Origin of the sequence: Kribbella sp. VKM Ac-2571 (genome assembly GCF_004362255.1) — a bacterium.
Taxonomy (GTDB): domain Bacteria; phylum Actinomycetota; class Actinomycetes; order Propionibacteriales; family Kribbellaceae; genus Kribbella; species Kribbella pratensis.
Genome location: NZ_SNWS01000029.1, coordinates 1 through 16,184, shown reverse-complemented (window position 1 = coordinate 16,184; position 16,184 = coordinate 1). Strand labels below are relative to the sequence as shown.

13 protein-coding genes are annotated in these 16,184 nt (G+C 66.3%); 8 read left to right on the top strand and 5 right to left on the bottom strand.

Annotated features, from left to right (window positions below; translation table 11 throughout):
* Positions 1–17 precede the first annotated feature (17 nt).
* Positions 18–2,273 (top strand): hypothetical protein, encoded by a 2,256-nt coding sequence (locus tag EV651_RS39780; RefSeq protein ID WP_133791188.1) that lies wholly within the window; start codon positions 18–20, stop codon positions 2,271–2,273.
* Here the strand turns inward: EV651_RS39780 and EV651_RS39775 are convergent.
* Entirely contained in the window at positions 2,256–3,560 is a 1,305-nt protein-coding gene (locus tag EV651_RS39775; RefSeq protein WP_133791186.1) for a tetratricopeptide repeat protein, read from the bottom strand. The two genes, EV651_RS39780 and EV651_RS39775, sit on opposite strands and share 18 nt — an antisense overlap.
* 173 nt (positions 3,561–3,733) lie before the next feature.
* Between EV651_RS39775 and EV651_RS39770 the strand changes: the two genes are divergently transcribed.
* The 6 genes from EV651_RS39770 to EV651_RS39745 all read left to right on the top strand — a co-directional run bounded on the left by EV651_RS39770 (position 3,734) and on the right by EV651_RS39745 (position 10,938).
* Complete coding sequence (locus tag EV651_RS39770; RefSeq protein ID WP_133791184.1) at positions 3,734–5,230, top strand: pyridoxal-dependent decarboxylase; 1,497 nt, start codon at positions 3,734–3,736, stop codon at positions 5,228–5,230.
* The gene (locus EV651_RS39765) at positions 5,227–6,846 is read left to right on the top strand and encodes an IucA/IucC family siderophore biosynthesis protein (protein ID WP_133791182.1); all 1,620 of its coding nucleotides are present in this window, start codon (positions 5,227–5,229) and stop codon (positions 6,844–6,846) included. The genes EV651_RS39770 and EV651_RS39765 overlap by 4 nt, the downstream gene beginning before the upstream one ends.
* On the top strand, positions 6,843–7,373 hold the full coding sequence (locus EV651_RS39760; RefSeq protein ID WP_133791180.1) for a GNAT family N-acetyltransferase: 531 nt from the start codon (positions 6,843–6,845) through the stop codon (positions 7,371–7,373). The genes EV651_RS39765 and EV651_RS39760 overlap by 4 nt, the downstream gene beginning before the upstream one ends.
* The gene (locus tag EV651_RS39755) at positions 7,361–8,608 is read left to right on the top strand and encodes a lysine N(6)-hydroxylase/L-ornithine N(5)-oxygenase family protein (protein WP_133791178.1); all 1,248 of its coding nucleotides are present in this window, start codon (positions 7,361–7,363) and stop codon (positions 8,606–8,608) included. Before EV651_RS39760 ends, EV651_RS39755 begins: the two co-directional genes overlap by 13 nt.
* Positions 8,605–10,323, top strand: a complete 1,719-nt coding sequence (locus EV651_RS39750) for an IucA/IucC family siderophore biosynthesis protein (RefSeq protein WP_133791176.1) — start codon at positions 8,605–8,607, stop codon at positions 10,321–10,323. Before EV651_RS39755 ends, EV651_RS39750 begins: the two co-directional genes overlap by 4 nt.
* A gap of 312 nt (positions 10,324–10,635) precedes the next feature.
* A complete protein-coding gene (locus EV651_RS39745) occupies positions 10,636–10,938 on the top strand; it encodes a hypothetical protein (RefSeq protein WP_133791174.1) in 303 nt (100 codons plus the stop codon).
* Positions 10,939–11,013: 75 nt separating this feature from the next.
* On the opposite strand, the gene EV651_RS41730 is transcribed toward EV651_RS39745, so the two are convergent.
* Positions 11,014–11,169: a hypothetical protein gene (locus tag EV651_RS41730; RefSeq protein WP_166658944.1), complete on the bottom strand. Its 156-nt coding sequence runs from the start codon at positions 11,167–11,169 to the stop codon at positions 11,014–11,016.
* Positions 11,170–11,525: 356 nt separating this feature from the next.
* On the opposite strand from EV651_RS41730, the gene EV651_RS39740 reads away from it, so the two are divergent.
* Positions 11,526–12,491: a hypothetical protein gene (locus EV651_RS39740; RefSeq protein WP_133791172.1), complete on the top strand. Its 966-nt coding sequence runs from the start codon at positions 11,526–11,528 to the stop codon at positions 12,489–12,491.
* On the opposite strand, the gene EV651_RS39735 is transcribed toward EV651_RS39740, so the two are convergent.
* The 3 genes from EV651_RS39735 to EV651_RS39725 all read right to left on the bottom strand — a co-directional run bounded on the left by EV651_RS39735 (position 12,405) and on the right by EV651_RS39725 (position 16,064).
* Complete coding sequence (locus tag EV651_RS39735) at positions 12,405–14,027, bottom strand: PfkB family carbohydrate kinase (protein WP_133791170.1); 1,623 nt, start codon at positions 14,025–14,027, stop codon at positions 12,405–12,407. The two genes, EV651_RS39740 and EV651_RS39735, sit on opposite strands and share 87 nt — an antisense overlap.
* A gap of 79 nt (positions 14,028–14,106) precedes the next feature.
* Positions 14,107–14,322 carry a hypothetical protein gene (locus EV651_RS39730; protein WP_133791167.1) on the bottom strand — a complete coding sequence of 72 codons (216 nt, stop codon included), beginning with the start codon at positions 14,320–14,322 and terminating at the stop codon, positions 14,107–14,109.
* 224 nt (positions 14,323–14,546) lie between these two features.
* Positions 14,547–16,064 carry a PfkB family carbohydrate kinase gene (locus EV651_RS39725; protein ID WP_133791165.1) on the bottom strand — a complete coding sequence of 506 codons (1,518 nt, stop codon included), beginning with the start codon at positions 16,062–16,064 and terminating at the stop codon, positions 14,547–14,549.
* Positions 16,065–16,184: the final 120 nt, after the last annotated feature.

Sequence of the window (16,184 nt, the reverse complement as noted above, 5' to 3'; positions counted from 1 at the left end):
GAGAGCGGGGGTTCCGGATGTACGCGACGGGCCGGCTTCAGCACGCGCTCGAACGGGCGCTGGTTGCGGATGATCCGGCGGTACGTCGGCGCGCCGCGGCTCGCGTCGATGCCTGGCGCACGGTTCTCGAGGGGATGGCTTCCGGACGGCTGATGATCGGGTCGCGGACGCCCGTCGCCGACACGCCTGTGTGGGTCACGCTCGAAGTGCTGACGGGAGGGTTCGCCACCGGCCGGTACGTGGCGGAGTCGCCGCCGAGTGCCGACGAGCTCGCCCGGCTGCCGGTGAACGCGCCGGGGGAGACGGATCGCGAGCGGGTCAATCTCTGGTACCTCGGTGATGAGGGGCTTGCGGAGCTCGGGCATGCGCTGCGTACCGGGCGTTGCCGCGTCGACGTACCGGAGGAATCGGCGCTGCTGGTGGTCGCCTGGTTGCTCGAGCACGGGCACTTCGCCGCCGCACTCGACCTGGTGGCCGAGCTGCGTCCGTTGATGCATCGGCTCCGTTTCACCCCGACGTTCGGTCCGTCCTCGGCTCCGGCCGGGGCGGTGGTACGGCGGCACTCGGTGGACGAGGTCCGTGCTCAGTTGCGGCAGGCAACGGTGCCGCCGCGGATCGCCGCGATGCGGGAGACCCTCCAGGTCTGGAACCCGCTCCACGACCGGCTGGTGGCGCTGTGGTGCGACACGGTCGACGGTGACCTCCCGGAGTTGGTGGCGGGCACGGTGAGCGGTGGCTGGCCGTGCCGCGTCTGGCCGGACGACTGGGTGGAACGGCGGCGTCAGTGGCTGGACGACTACGCGACCGCGGCCGAGCTGCATCACGCGCGGCACCCGAAGAGCAACTTCGCGCGGCTGCAGTCGGCGCTGGAGCGCTGCCCCGTCGACAGCTCGGCCCTGACAGGTCGCGAGGTCGGGTGGATCCGCCGCGCCCTGGCGAACACGATCAGCGCGCACGGAGCGCCCGGATCGGAGGCCCGCGCGGCCTTGCGTACGGCGCAGAACGAGGCGGCAGCGCGTCCGACGTACGCGACTTTGGCCCACGTGCTGAGTACGCGGCTGGACCGCTTCCCGCGGGACGGCGGACTGCCCGCGCTCGATCCGATCGCAGGGGTCGTCGACGGCGCGGAGCTGCCGGCGGCGGCCGGCGTGGCGATGCCGCCGCACCTACTGGCGAAGGCGGCCCGGGCGCTCGAGGCGCCGATCGGCGAGCTGGTTGACCGCGGCGTCATCGGCTCCGGGGAGGTGCTGGCGGAGGTCCTGCCGCAGGTCACCTCACAGTTGCTGGCGGCAAATATCGCGGATCCGGTGCTGGCCTCGGTCTATGCGCAGACCTACGCGGCCTTCCGTCGTCGGCGCAGTCTGTTGCTGCTGAACCTCGAACACCAGGTGCGGTTCGACGAGCTGCCGTGGATCTCCGCCGTCGCGCCGTACCGCGACCGCTCTCAGAAGACGCCGCGAGCCGCCGCGCAGACGTTGCGGGAGACCACGGCCGTCGCGCTTGGCGCGTTCCCGCAGACGATCCTGCCGAACCCGCTCGTCCGCGAGTTCCGCACGCTGGTCAAACAGGCCGAGCTCGGACTGCCGCTCGTCGAGGAGGTCGCTGCCGACATCTTCATGGGCACGTTCACGGCGAAGTGGCGGGAGGCGGCGTCGGTCGCGAGCCGGGTGCTGTCCGGGACGCTGTACGGACGCTACTACGACCTGCCCGCCGCGTGGCCCGCCGCCGAGCAGCGTTCGCGGATCCGCTGGCGCAAGCTGACGTCCGACGACTTCGCGGAGATGTGCCGCCGCCGCGCTCAGGAGGCGCACACCTCGCAGACTCCCGGGTACGTCGCCCAGAACGGGACGGTGCTGGAGCAGAGCCAGATCCTGACGTCGCACAACCTCGCCGTACTGATCGAGGCGCTCGACCTGACCGACTGGCTCCGCGAGGTCGGCCCGGAGCTCGCGGACCGCGCGTTCAGCTGGGCGATCCAGCGTCAGACCCAGCCCGTCTCGACCTGGATCAGCGGACTGCAGGGCCTGAAGAACACGGCGTACGCGTGGCGTCAGGGCATCTTCTTCCTCAGCTACTGCGACCCCACCGCCGTCCTGGCACGGCTCGAGGAGCGTGCCGGTGTCCTGGGCCCACGCTTCGCACCAGCAGTGACCGGGCTCCTCGACGTGGCCGCAGGAGCCCGCTTCGACCCCCGAGGTTGCACCCCCAACGGCGGCCGCCGCCTCCTCGGCTGGACCACCGGCCCCCACTGGTGTTCAGCGGCGGTGGGCTGACAGCTCTTCGGCTTCGGCGGTGAACCCTGCTTCCCTCAGCTGATCGGAGGCCCGCGCGAGAGTGTCCGCCGTCAGGGCGTCGGCATGCTCCCGGGCGACGGCGACAGCCTCGACTGCAAACTCCGGTGCGAGCGTCGTCTGCGTGGCTCGTGCGAGGTCGTCCAGCAGGTCGTCGTACTGTCGCGAATCGAGTGTCGCCAGCGTCCGCCGTACGTCGAGACCGGTACGGAAGACTGCCAGCGACTCCGTGGTTTCTCCGACGACGCCCAAGCCGTACCCGATCCGGGTGCACGCGTCCGCGTAGCCGGCGTTGTGCTCACGGCCTTCCGAGGCCAGCTGTCGCCACAGCTCGAGAGACTCGCGCCAACGCGTGAGGCCGTCCTCGATGTGGTCGAGATCGGCCGAGCGGTTGCCGAGAATGCGTAGCGCCTCGGCGAGCTCGGGCCTGCGGTCCGGGAGTCTGTCGGCCAGCGTGCGCTCGTACTCGACCCACTCCTGCGTCGATTGCAGGGACTCCAGCGGACGCTCGAGGCGGCGCAGGGTCGTCGCAAACCCTTCCACCGTGTGGGCAGCGTGCTCGAGCAGGTCCGGATCCGTCGGAACCAGACGCCGGTAGAGGGTCGCGGCCTCCTGGGCGACAGGAAGCGCCGCCTCCCACCGATCGGTACGCCGCAGTTGAGTGGCGAGGTTCTGCAGGTGCAGAGCGAGTAGTACCTCGTGCGTTGCCACCAGGGACCGCTGGACGACGACCGCTTCCTCGGTGAGCGTGGTCAGCTCACCCTCCCGATTCAGCTCGGCGAGCGTGCCGGTCAGGTGGTGGAGCGCTTTGGACAAGTTCTCGCGGCGGCTCGAGTCAATGGTCACGACCTCCCGCCACGTCTCGACGGCCTCGCGGGCGACCGGCTCGGCGTCCTCGTGCCTGCCCAGTTCCCGGAGCAGCGCTCGCTGCCAGTCAAGTGTTCCGGCCAGTAACACCAGACCCTCGTCGGGATGCTTGACGGCGAGCTTGCGGTAGTGATGCGCCGCCTTGCGCGCGCTGTCCAGCGCCTCCACACCCTTGAGGTGACGGCCGACCAGAACGTATCCGCCGGCCACGGACCGGCGCGGCCGGAACTTGCCAGGCCACATGCCTGCGATCAGCAACACGAGGCTGAGCGTGACCAGCAGGTGGCCGAACCGCCAACCCAGGATCCAGCCCGCCAGACCGCCGACGACGCCGAGATCGCCGACCGTCATCATGCCGATGCGGACGTAAGTGTCACGCCGACCCTTGACGGCAGCTGTCATATCCGTCCCCCTTCGACCTTTGTTCGTCAGATGCCGGAGCGGGTGTGGTGGTTGCGGGTCGTGAGGATCGCCACTTCGGCCGTGGTCGAGTTGACACGGTGGGTGAGCCGGGACAAAGGTTAGGTCTGCCTTAGTAAGGGTTGCCTTACTCGACAACTTCCCGGGAGATCTGGATGTCGCAGCCCGCGCGTCTCACCGCGCTTCCCGCACCTGTTCGCGATCCGTTCGCTGCTCGCTGGCCGCTGGCCTCGACGGTTTCGGACCGTGAGCGCGGACCGTTGCCGCACGGTTCGCCGGGGGCGGTGCTGCGGCGCGCTGCCGAGGTGCTGGGTGAGCCGCGGGTGCCGTCCACCGGCGTGGGGGAGTCCGCCGCTCTCGATCTGATCGCGGGGCTGCTCGACGAGCACGGGATCGACCTGAGCCACCCGCACGCCGCGGCGCACCTGCAGCCGCCGGTGCTGCAGGTCGCGGTCGACGCGGATGCGCTGGCCTCGGCGTCGAATGCCTCGATGGACACCTACGACTCCGGTCCGGCGACGCTCGCGATCGAGCAGTGGGTCGTGCGGGCTCTCGCAGCGCTGGCCGGATTCGGCCCGCGGGCGGACGGCGTACTGACGCCCGGCGGCTCGATCTCGAACCTGCTCGCGATCCTGATCGCCCGCGACAGCGCGGCCGCCGCTGCGGGCGTCGACGTACGGCGGAACGGTCTGCAGGGCGTCGACCGGCCGGTCGTGTTCTGCTCCGAACTCGCCCACTTCTCGGTCCAGCGAGCCTGCGCCGCCCTCGGGCTCGGCGAGCAGGCCGCGATCACGATTGCCTCCGACGAGAACTTCCGGATGCGGACCGACCTGCTCGCAGACGAGCTCGCGAAGCCCGGCCGTACGCCGGTGGCCGTGATCGCGACCGCGGGTACGACGGACTTCGGATCGGTGGATCCGATCGCACCGATCGCCGCACTCACCCGGCAGTACGGCGCCTGGCTGCACGTCGACGCGGCGTACGGGTTCGGGGCACTGTTCTCGGACCGGCTGGCGCCGCTGCTCGCCGATCTGCCGCTGGCCGACTCGGTGACGCTGGACCTGCACAAGATCGGCTGGCAGCCGGCCGCGACCAGCGTGCTGCTGGTGGCCGACCGGAGCCGGTTCGCGGCGTTCGACCGCTCGGTGGACTACCTGAACCCGGCCGACGACATCGACTCCGGGCTGGACGGGCTGCTCGGCCGCAGTCTGCAGACCACCCGCCGGCCGGACGCGGTCAAGGTTGCGACCACGCTGACGGCATACGGACGGGCCGGACTGGGAACGATGGTCGACACCTGCCACGAGCTCGCGCACACTGCCGCGGCCCGGGTCGTTGCCGACAGCAACCTCGAGTTGCTGGCGCCGGTGACCCTGACCACGGTGCTGTTCCGGGTTGCCGGGCAGGGCCTGGACGCGTCCGGCCTGGACGCGCTCCAGGGCGAGGTCCGGCGCCGGTTGCTGACGTCGGGGCGGGTGCTGATCGGCCGGACCAAGGTGCCGGCCCGCGGCGACGGTTCAGGCAGGCCGGCGGCGGTCGCGTTGAAGCTGACGCTGCTGAACCCGAACGCCACCGCGACGGACATCGAGGACCTGCTCGACCAGGTCGTGGCCACCGGCCTCGACGTCCAGACCGGCAAAGGAGCGGCGTGACTATTGCGGCTGATGCTCATCTGAACGCGATCCTGCGGTGTTACACCCGGGAGTCGTCGTCCGTGCCGGTCGCGGTCGGTCCGCTGAGCTTGGAGGTCGGTGGTTCGACGGTGACGGCGCAGGTGCAGCACGCGTCGCGGACCGGGTTGCACCAGTTCACCGACGTACAGGTGGACGGCGTACCCGCCGTACCCGAGGAGCTCGTGCGGTTGTTGTCAGCCGGCGCGGATCCGGCTGAGATCGACGACCTGGCGGCGCGGACGGCGGAATCGGTGCGCAACGTCGCGCTCTTCGTCGAGCTGGCCGACGGGCGGCGGGGGCCGGGGCGATTCCTGGAGCTCGAGCAGGCGTTGCTGTTCGGGCATCTGAACCACCCGGCGCCGAAGAGCCGGGACGGACTGAGCGGTGACGAGCTGGCGGCGTACTCGCCGGAGCTCGGCGGCCGTTTCGCAGTGCACTGGTTCGAAGCCGACGCCGAACTGGTGTCGTCGGACCAGGTGGCCGGCGCGCCCTCGCTGCAGGGACTGGACGCTGTGCAGTTGATGGGCGCGCTGGCCGGTATCACCCCGTCGTCGGGCCGGGTGCTGATCCCGGCCCATCCGTGGCAGGCGGCTGCGGTGGCAGAGCGTCCGCGGGTCGCCTCGCTGATTTCTGCCGGTCGTGTGAAGGCACTGGGACCTGGTGGCGCCCAGTGGTACCCGACGTCCAGCCTGCGGACCGTGTTCCATCCGGATCTGCCGGTGATGCTGAAGCTGTCGCTCGGTCTGCGGATCACGAACTCGCGGCGGGAGTCGACGCCGACCGAGCTACGGCGCGGGCTGGAGATCAATCGACTGCTCGATGCGGCGTACAACGCGGGTACGGCGACTGCGCACCCGCGCTTCACCATCGTTCGCGACCCGGCCTGGGTTGCGCTCGACGAGGGCGGACCGACGTTGACCGGTCTCGACGTTGCTGTCCGGGAGGTCCCGGCGGACGTCAACAGCTACGCCTGCCTGGCGGGGCTCGTCGCTCCACGACCGGGCGGTGTGAGTCGGTTGAGTGTCTTCGCGGCGGAGGACCCGGCCGCGTGGGTTTCGGCGTACATCGACAACGTGCTGATCCCGATGCTGCACCTGTACGCCGAGACGGGCATCGGTCTCGAGGCGCATCAGCAGAATACGCTGGTGCGGCTGGACGGGGCAGGGCGGATCAAGGGCGGTGCTTATCGCGACAACCAGGGCTACTACCTCGCATCGTCGTACCTGCGTAGTCTGCTGGCGGTCACCGGCTTGCAGGACTCGACGCTGGCGGTGGTGGACGACCCGATCGTCGACGACCGGCTGACCTACTACCTGCTGCACAACCAGGCGCTGGCCGTGGTGGGGTGTCTGGCGGCGGACGGGGTCGCAGACGAGGACGAGCTGCTCGGTGTGGTGCGGGAGCGGCTGACACTCGCTCTGCCGCTGCTCAAGGCTGCTGGACCTTCTGGCGATCGGCTGGCGCGGCGGTGGCTCGAAGCGGAGACACTGCCGTGCAAAGCGAACATGCTGACTCGGTTGCGGGGCATAGACGAGGTAGTAGCGCCATTGGACGCACAGTCCGTCTACCTCGACATCCCTAACCCGCTGCGGTGACGTCGTTCGAGCTGCGGCCGGCGGGCCCGTCAGACGCCCCACTCATCGCATTGTGGATGTCGCAGCCGCACATCCGGCGCTGGTGGCAGCAGAGCTGGTCGGTGGAGCGTTGGGCGCAGGAGATCGAGCAACAGGCGGCAGGGGAGCACTCCACGCCCTGTGTGGTCGCGGCGGACGCCGAGGAGTTCGCGTACGTCGAGTTGTACCGGGTCCGGCACGACCGCCTTGCGGAGTACTACGCGTACGGCGAGGAGGACCGGGGCCTGCACGTGGCGATCGGTGACGTCGCGCGCGTCGGCCGGGGCCTCGGGCGGGAGCTGCTGCGCTGGCTCGCTGATGAGGTGCTGCGCGCAGAGCCGTCCTGTTCGCAGGTGGTCGCCGAACCGGACATCGAGAACACCCCGTCCGTCCGCGCGTTCACCGCGGCCGGATTCGTCCAGCACGGGGAGCTACAGCTGCCCGAGAAGACAGCACTACTGATGGTCCGTACCCGGGCCGTGCAGGGAGGCATGACGTGTACGACGTGATTGCGATCGGCTGCGGGCCGTTCAACCTCGGACTGGCCGCGCTGGCGGACGGTGTGGACGACGTACGGCTGGCTGTGCTCGACAGCCGGCCGGAGTTCACCTGGCATCGCGGGTTGATGTTCGAGGACGCAATGCTGCAGGTGTCGTTCCTGGCGGATCTGGTGTCGTTGGTCGAGCCGGCGCATCACCTGTCGTTTCTGTCGTACTTGAAGGACAACGACCGGCTGTACCAGTTCTACGTGCGGGAGAAGTTCCACCCGACGCGGAGGGAGTACGAAACGTACCTGCGGTGGTGTGCGGCCCAGCTGGACTCACTGCACTTCGGTCACCACGTGCGGGACGTGGTGTGGAACGGCTCGTCGTTCGAGCTGACTGTGGAGCGTGGTGACAGCGTCGAGCAGTTCGAAGCTCGGCATCTGGTGGTCGGCGTCGGTACTGAGCCGTTCGTACCTGCTGCGCTGGCAGGGCTGCCTGCTGAGCGATTCACGCACTCCGCGGATTACCTCTTCCGCAGGGACGATCTACTGCGCACAGGGCGGGTGACCGTGGTTGGCTCCGGGCAGTCTGGTGCTGAGTGCGCTCTGGACCTGTTGCGAGCTAACGGTCCTGCTGTGTCTTGGTTGAGTCGTACGCCGTCGTTCGCTCCGCTGGACTACTCCAAGCTGGTGCTGGAGATGACGACACCGTCGTACGTCGACTACTTCCACGGACTGGATGAGCCGGTACGCGACAGGCTGGTGAAGGAGCAGTGGCGGCACTACAAGGGCATCTCGTCGGAGACGCTGGATGACATCCACGACGTCCTCTACTCGCGGGACCTGCCGGTTGAGCTGCAGTGCGGTGTGGCTGTCGTCTCCGCGGTTGCGCATGCTGACGGGCTGGAACTCACCATGCTGCACGCAGACACCGGGAAGACCTTCCAGCACCTGACGGACGCTGTCGTCGCCGCGACCGGGTACCGGAACCGCCCACTGCCGTTCCTGGAGTCGCTGCAATCGCAGATCGAGCACGATGCTGCCGGTCGGTGGGCCATCAACCGCGACCACAGCGTGCGGGGCGCTCTGGAGGGGCGGATCTTCGTGGCGAACGCGGACCTGCACAGTCATGGCGTCGCTGCACCGGACCTCGGCATCGGAGCGATCCGCAACGCAACGATCCTGAACAGCGTGGCCGGCCGAGAAGTCTTCCGGTTGCCCAAGTCCACCGCGTACACGACGTTTGCGATCCCCGGATGAGTATCTGGACCGAGTGCTCGTCGGAGCTGCTGGCGAAGCTCATCTCGCAGTTCTGCACGGAGGGTTTGCTGGAGCCCGTCGACAATCGGCTGGACCTCGGGGCAGTGTCCTACGTGTTCGAGACGACCCGCGGTGGCTTCGGCAGTTGGCGGGTGGATCCGGCGTCGATCCGACGTACCACGGCCGGCATCCTCGGCAACGACGAGAGCGAAGTCGCCACCGACCCGATCCGGTTCTTCGTCGACGCTGCCGACGTACTCGGGGTCGACGGGTCCACTGTGGCTGGGTACGTCGCGGAGCTGACGAGCACGCTCGCGGCCGACGTACGGATGGCCTCTACGGCGGTGCCCGCTGCTGAGTTGCTGGAGCTGCACCACAGTCGGCTGGAAGGGCACCTGACCGGGCACCCGCTCCTGGTCGCGAACAAGGGCCGCCTGGGCTTCTCGGCCTCCGACAGCGAGCGGTACGCCCCAGAGGCTCGTACTCCGCTCCACCTGGTCTGGCTCGCCGTACGACGTGGGCTCGCCGAGTTCCGCGGTACGCCGGACCTCTCGGAGCACTCGGTCATCGCCAGGGAACTGGACCCGCCAACCGTGGAGGCGTTCCGCGCGCGGCTGGACGACCCCGACGCGTACGTGTGGCTCCCGTGCCACCCGTGGCAACTGGACCACGTCGTCCGCACCCAGTGGGCCCGCGAGCTCGCAACCGGGGAGATCGTGGTGCTGGGGGAGAGCCCCGACGAGTACCTCCCGACCCAGTCGATCCGCACGATGGTCAACATCTCGAATCCTTCGCGCTACCAGGTCAAGCTTCCCCTGAAGATCCTGAACACCTCGGTCTACCGCGGTATCCCGTCGCATTGCACCCTCGCCGCCCCGATGATCACCCAATGGCTGCGCGGCCTCTGGTCCCGCGACGAGACCTTCCGCAACCTAGGCACCGAGTTGCTGGGCGAGGTCGCCTCGGTCACCGTCCCCCACCCCGAACTCTCGACCCACACCGCCATCCCCTACCAATGGACCGAAACCCTCGGCGCCATCTGGCGAGACCCCATCGACCCCCGCCTACGAGACGGCGAAACCGTGTGGCCCCTGGCCGCCGTCTTACATCCCGGACTAGCCAAAGAAATGATCGCCCGCTCCGGAACCAACCCCCAATCCTGGCTCAGCCACCTCCTCTCTACCCTCCTCCGCCCCTTGCTCCACCTCCTCCACCACTACGGCGTCACCGTCAACCCGCACGGTGAAAATCTCGCCGTCATCTGCCACAGCTCGGGTCTCCCCAGCCGCCTCGTCATCAAGGATCTTGTCGATGACATCAACATCTCGACGGATCCAATCGTTGCCCGAGGCATCGAGCCGGACTCCAACGATCGCGTCCTCCCTCGCAAACCGTGGCCGATCCTCCGCCAGTACTTGGTGGATGCGCTTCTTCTAGGCGTCTTGAACCCGCTGGCCTCCAAATCGCTGATTCCGGAAGAAACCTTCTGGGGTATAGCTCTGAGCGAGGTACACCGCTACACCCAGAGCCACCCTGAATACACCGATCGCTTGACGGCTACGGCACTGACCGCAGAGACCTTCCTTCGCTACCCACTGAACGGCTATCGCCTGACCCTCGGCTACACCGACCTGGACACCCGCCCACCCATCCCGGTCACCGGCACCATCCCCAACCCGTTGCACACAGCCACGCCAATCCCTTTGGAATGTTGACCTTGCGCACCGATTCCGGCAGCGCCCACAATGCCGAGTGAGTGGTTCGGAGCAAGGGATTGGGGGGCCACCATGTCAAACTCTGTCTTCGCAGTCGCGTCTTCACAGCCCGGCACCTGGTTCTCCGCCCACCTTCACCGCCGGCTCTGCGCGTACCGGGCCGCTCTCTCCGAAGAGTGGTCCGAATCGACGATCCACCCCGACTTCGAGGCCAGCCCAGGGCTACCTGCCTCGGCTGGCCAATGCGGCGTCAGTTCAGCTTGGCTACTGCACGAGCTTCCTTGGCTGTTGCGAGCACGATCACGGTACTGCGTGGGGGACATCCTCCTCGGCAATCAAACTCTGCAGTTCCACTGCTGGATCGAGATCGGTAACCCGACATCCCGCGACCGCTGGGTCATCGATTTGACCTGCGACCAGTACGAGCTCCTCTCCGACCGAGCCTTCGTCTGCGACCGCCACAGCACCCTCGCCGAGCTCGGAATCGAATACAAAGCGCTGATCCGCCTCTCTGCCCGAGAAATCAGACACGACCCGGTCTGGCATCGCACACAACTCCTGGCAAAAGGCATGACCAACTGGCTCGCCCACCGCAACCGCCCCACCGGGCTGTGAACCCAGCCGGCCGGTGAGCAGACCTACGCCCGCGCGGGATTGTCTCGCGGGCGCCGAGCATGCCCGGCCAAGCCGTCAGCCGGCCATCAGAACCGCGACGTTGTAGACGCCATAGCAGAAGATCATCACGGCTCCCACAACGACAAGAATCAGGAGCTGTTTCCACAGCGTCACCATGAGCACCGCGCAAGCAAGAACGACGAGGATCGGGAGCATTCCGTTCTGAGTCATGGGTGTTCCTCTTTCCTGATTCACTTCCCTTGCGTCTTGTCATTTGCGCCACCGACTAAAGTAGATCGGTGCGTCCCGCGTCCGGTTACTCTTCCATAAGACTCGGCGACAATCGGTTGTCAACCCGTCGAATTTGGTTCTTAACCGATGGCTGAAATTAGCGCTTCGGCACGGCAAGCGGGAATTTGGCGTTCATAGGCGCCTGGTCAGTGATACTTGCGGCGCCGCGCCCGTACTGCGTGCTGCCAGTTGGCAGTGCAGTGTTGCCAATTGGCAGAGATCCGGCGTCGGGCTGGCCAAAACATGTCATGCTGATGGTGGCAGCGCGCGACGGAAGGTCCGATAGTCTCCGGCTTGTGTCAACCATTGCTTCGGAGAGACGGGCCGCCAGTCGACTCGCCTTGCCGTTGTCGTCCGACGGTGAGAACGCATCAGATGCTCGGCTTACGCTGGAACTCTGCCGAAAGCAAGTGCCGGCATTCGAGCGGATGCTCACCTGCGTGGCGAGCGAGTTCGACGTCTACTGGCGTGCGCTCGAGGTTCGTACGCTCCTGCATCTGCCGCGTATGGCCCGTCCTGACGGAACCATCGCGCTCGCTGCGGTGATGGCAGAATTGAGACGCAATGCGGGACAGTTGCGGAGCGATCATTGGGAGATCAAGGACCTGGTCCCAGAACCTGGATTCCTCTTGTCTGATCTGCGATTTGTGGGCCTCGCCAGCCATCAGGCCAATCAGATCTTCGGCAGGCTTCATTATTTGCGCAGCGCGCGTCATGGTTCAATCAATTTCGCACTCATCGATCCCCTGAATCACCTTCCTGTGACGCTGTGCAGCGTTTCTCCATTGGACTGGGCGCGGGTAGGCCGGCGGTTGCAGACACAGTTCGGTGTGCCGTTCGGGACGGCGTGGGAGGTATCTCGCGTCTATTCGCACCGCGGTGCCCCGAAGTTCGCGATTTCACAACTTCTCTCGAAGGTCCGGCAGGTGCTTGCCCAAGAGATCCCCGACGCCGAGGTGCTGACCACTGCGGTCGACCCGAACCTTGGCTTCCAGGGCACCAGCTATCGTGCTGCGAATTGGCAGCAGTGGATGTCGATCGAGGCAAGGCCTTACCTGTATGTCGATCGCGAATATGCCAGCCCTCGCCAGCTTCGAGCCTCCTGGGGGAGCGCCAATCTGGAGCAGTTGGGGCGTCAGAATCCCGATGTGCTCTTCGAGAAGAGCGGCACGAAACTACTGGACTCGCTGATCTTTTGCTGCCGCTTGCGGGATGTCACGGAGGTCGTTCCGATCCACGAACGACGCCGTGTCCGTCGTTGACGGCACTGCCAGGAAGCCGACATCGCTGGTGCCGAACGAGCGATCCAGGAGCGCGTCGATGCGAGCCCGGGTCAGCATCCAGTCCGATTGCGAATAGTTGGCTGCGGCACACGACATTGCGGCAGCCGCCCAGAGCGCGACCTTGTTCGAGAAGACCCCATCGTTCTCGATCAGCTTGGCTGCCAAGGCAGCGCAGAAGGCATCTCGTGCGGCTGAGGTTTCTTTGTAAATTGTCGGCAGAGTCGGAACGCCGATGGGATCCTGAGCGCGGTCCGAGTACACGGTGCAACCGCCGCTCACCAGCAGGCAGAGAGTTTGGATGCCGAAGGCGAGGAGATTTCGCGCAACTAGATCCGGGTTGAACGGTGTCTGACCCTGAGCGAAAGGTCCGAGCTCCCACGAGTGCGCGACGAGATAGTCCATGCGCGACAGTGCATCGTGCGAAATTCGTTCGTTGATGTATGGCTGGCCCGGAGTGACGATGGTGAGCGGTCGGTTCTGGACGCCATCGGCGATTGCAAGTGTTTCCTGCATCGTCTTGCGCGGTACCTCGAACGTCGTGAGGAGCGCGTCGCAGTTCTCGATTTCGGCGCGGCGGTCGACGAGGTCCGAAGGTGTGAGATGGATTCTGCCTTCGTTTCGCCAGTTGACGGCGATGCTGTCGCCGAGTTCTCTCTCGATGACACCGGTGAACGGAGTGCGGACTCCCGGCACTCTTTTGACAAGCGACGTATTCACACCCTCCGCGTGAAGGTACTCAAGGATCTCCTCTCCGAAACGATCGTCGGCCACGGCGGCGATCAGGTAAGTCTCCAGGCCCAAATGGGCGGCGGCGACCGCTTGAGTCAGGCCCTTGCCGCCAGGAGTCAAGTCGAAGCTGAAGGCCTCGCTGGAGGTTTCTGGGGCCGGCAGGCTCTTCGTCCGGAAGATGACATCCATGACTGCTCCACCGACGACGACAACACGCCCGGACTGCTCGTTTTCTGGTGCTATGCGGCCGGCAGATCTCGTGACCGCACGTGGCTCGGGAGCGTAGTTGCGGTCGATGAGTTGCTTGGCGAGTTTTCGCAGTACAGCAGGTTCGGTTGTTCCGCGCAGTGATCGATCGCTTGGCGCCGGGTCCGGCTCGGTGCCGAGAGCTCGATGTATGCGGTGCCAGTTGCTGAGCAGTGTCTGCCTGCGGCGGGTGACAGACGGGTTGTAAAGGGATCGCGTGATGTTGCCATCCAGACCGGCGTCATCGTATGCCTTCAGGTGCAGCCTGAGGCCGAGGATCGCGTCGGCGATGATCTGCTGGGTTCCGTCGAGATCATCGCGTACGCAGCTCAAAACCAGTTTGAAGGCCGCCACGGCCGGGTCGAGGTTGTGGCTGTCGGCGTATCGACGGGTCACGGCCAGGTCGATAAGTGGGGCAGTCAGGCCGGTTCTGTCCGAGCTCAGCCGTTCGAGCGTCAGACCGTCGTGCGTTCGGAGCTTCTCAAGCATGCCTGCGAGGAGCCGAACCTTGTCTGCCTGATTGTCACTGCTGTCGATCATTCGCTCCCACCGACCTCATTTGATGCGGTCGCCAGTTTGTCGCCCCACGCCGCGGCGCAAGTCTGCCATCGAGCAGGCATCAGTTCGTAGCCGCGGCGGCGATTTGGTTCCGTGGTGTGTACGGCTGCGCGGGATCGCAATCGGACTGCAAAGTAACGCCGATGGTGTAGAGGCCGAAGAAGGCGGCGGTCAGCAGTACCGCAGCGAGGAAGATCAGGACCTTCCTCCAGTTCTTCGCGACGGCGAGGGAGAAGCAGAACAGCAGGAGCAGAGTGAGTAGGTAGCTGGTGCTCATGGTCTTCCTCGATCCTTGACATCGCGCAGTCGGCTCGGCTCGGGATCCGATCCCGGTCGACTCCGCTGACGGCGTCCGTGCCGTCTGTAGTCAAGACTGGATGGACGCAATTGAGATCGGGAGAGGCGGGTTTTGTGGCCGCGACCGACGCCTTTGGCAGGGTGGGGAACCTGCTTGTCGGCCGCCGATTGCCAATCCGGCGGGGATTGCTCGCTCTTGGCACGTCAATCCACCTCCATGGCGTCTGAGATCTCGCGGTAGTGCCGTTCGACAGCGGCGCGACGAGGATGGGAGTTGGCTTCACGGTAGGCCTCGGTGAAGCTGGTCATGGCGGCTGCGGCCCAGCGGATGGCGTCGCCTGTGAGCGAACCGCCTTCTATCAGGCGCGCGGCGAGAGCGGCACAGAACGAGTCACGCGTGATCGAAGATTGCTTGAGAACGGAATGCGGGGCGGGTAAGGACTCCGGGAGGCTGCCTTGTTGATAGACGGTGCCGCCGCGGTCGCCCAGTAGACAAAGGCAGCGGAGGCCGAGACTGAGAAGGTTTTCGCTGAGGAGTTGGGGGTCGTACCTCGCCTCGTCGGAGAAGGCGAAGGTCTCCAGTTCCCACAAATAGGCGACGAGGTAATCGACCTGTTTCAGCGCGGGGCTCAGGAGATGGCCGTCGGCGTACGGCTGACCTGGAGTCAGGATGACGACAGGCCGCTCCGGCGCCGCGGCGACAAGATTGAGGATGTGCCTGAGGATCGATTGCGGGAGTTCGAAGGTCAGCAGAAGAACGTCGCACGAGGTGAGTGCTCCGGCCCATCGGTCGATGGTCGCGACGTCGAGTTCGGGGCCGTCGCGCCATACAGCTGCTGAGCTGTTGCCGGCCGGAAGTTCGAAGACCCCTGTGGCGGGGGTTCTCACGTCCTGACGATTGACCACCGTCAGGAACGAGATGTCGACGCCTTCGCTCGCAAGGTGAGCGCGGATGACCTTGCCGTCCTCATCGTTGGCGATGGCAGCGATCAGGGCGACATCGAGATCGAGATGGGCGGCGGCGACCGCCTGGCTGAGGCCCTTGCCGCCAGGAGTGCGGGTGTAGCTCATCGCCATCGCGGATGTCGCGATCTCGGGAATCGACCTGACCCTCCAAATATGGTCGATGGTGGCCCCGCCAACGACGATGACCTGTCCAGCTGCGGTGGAATCGACGCTCAGGGCGGTGGGCAAGGGAATCGGCCCGGAGTGTGCGCCCGTCGGCTTGGGATTGACGAGCAGGGCGCCGAGTTTGTCGAAGACCTCGCTCTCCCTCCGGGTCCGCAGAGTGTGCTCACCCGGCGGCGGTTCAGCAGGGGACTGCACCCCAACGGCTTGGTGCAGGGCATTCCAGTGTTCGACGAGCGCCTGCCGCCGCTCGCCCAGTCCACCAGATCCGAGACGGTAGAGAGCACGTTTCGAGATCTGGCTGGACTTGTAGATCTCAAGGTAGATGCCGAGTCTGAGGGCCGTGTCGGCGATGATCCGGTCGGTCGGCGAGTCGAGTTCGCGGACTTGCTCGGTGATGACCTCGAGGGCTGCCGCCGCTGGTTTTTGCCCGGTTTGGACGGCATGGTTCTGGACGATGGGGAGGCGGAGGAGGGGCTCAGCGGATCGTGCTGCGAGGCGTTTGGCTGTCAGACCGTCGTAGCGGCGGAGGGACTCGAAGACAGGGATCAGGTACGAGGCTTCGGTCTGTGCCTGGAACAGGTGGTCGGACATGCGTCCCCCAACGCAGCTAGTGCCGCTCCAAGAAACGTTGGGGTTGTAACCGTGTCGGGTTGACCGGTCCGATGGTGAGTCTGAAGGCTTGCCGTCGGAGGTGGTGATGGCTCGACAGCC

Excerpts from the sequence above, each read along its gene's own strand:
- EV651_RS39780 (WP_133791188.1), top strand. The coding sequence starts at position 18 with ATGTACGCGACGGGCCGGCTTCAGCACGCGCTCGAACGGGCGCTGGTT.
- EV651_RS39775 (WP_133791186.1), bottom strand. The coding sequence starts at position 3,560 with ATGACAGCTGCCGTCAAGGGTCGGCGTGACACTTACGTCCGCATCGGC.
- EV651_RS39770 (WP_133791184.1), top strand. The coding sequence starts at position 3,734 with ATGTCGCAGCCCGCGCGTCTCACCGCGCTTCCCGCACCTGTTCGCGAT.
- EV651_RS39750 (WP_133791176.1), top strand. The coding sequence starts at position 8,605 with ATGAGTATCTGGACCGAGTGCTCGTCGGAGCTGCTGGCGAAGCTCATC.
- EV651_RS41730 (WP_166658944.1), bottom strand. The coding sequence starts at position 11,169 with ATGACTCAGAACGGAATGCTCCCGATCCTCGTCGTTCTTGCTTGCGCG.
- EV651_RS39735 (WP_133791170.1), bottom strand. The coding sequence starts at position 14,027 with ATGATCGACAGCAGTGACAATCAGGCAGACAAGGTTCGGCTCCTCGCA.
- EV651_RS39730 (WP_133791167.1), bottom strand. The coding sequence starts at position 14,322 with ATGAGCACCAGCTACCTACTCACTCTGCTCCTGCTGTTCTGCTTCTCC.
- EV651_RS39725 (WP_133791165.1), bottom strand. The coding sequence starts at position 16,064 with ATGTCCGACCACCTGTTCCAGGCACAGACCGAAGCCTCGTACCTGATC.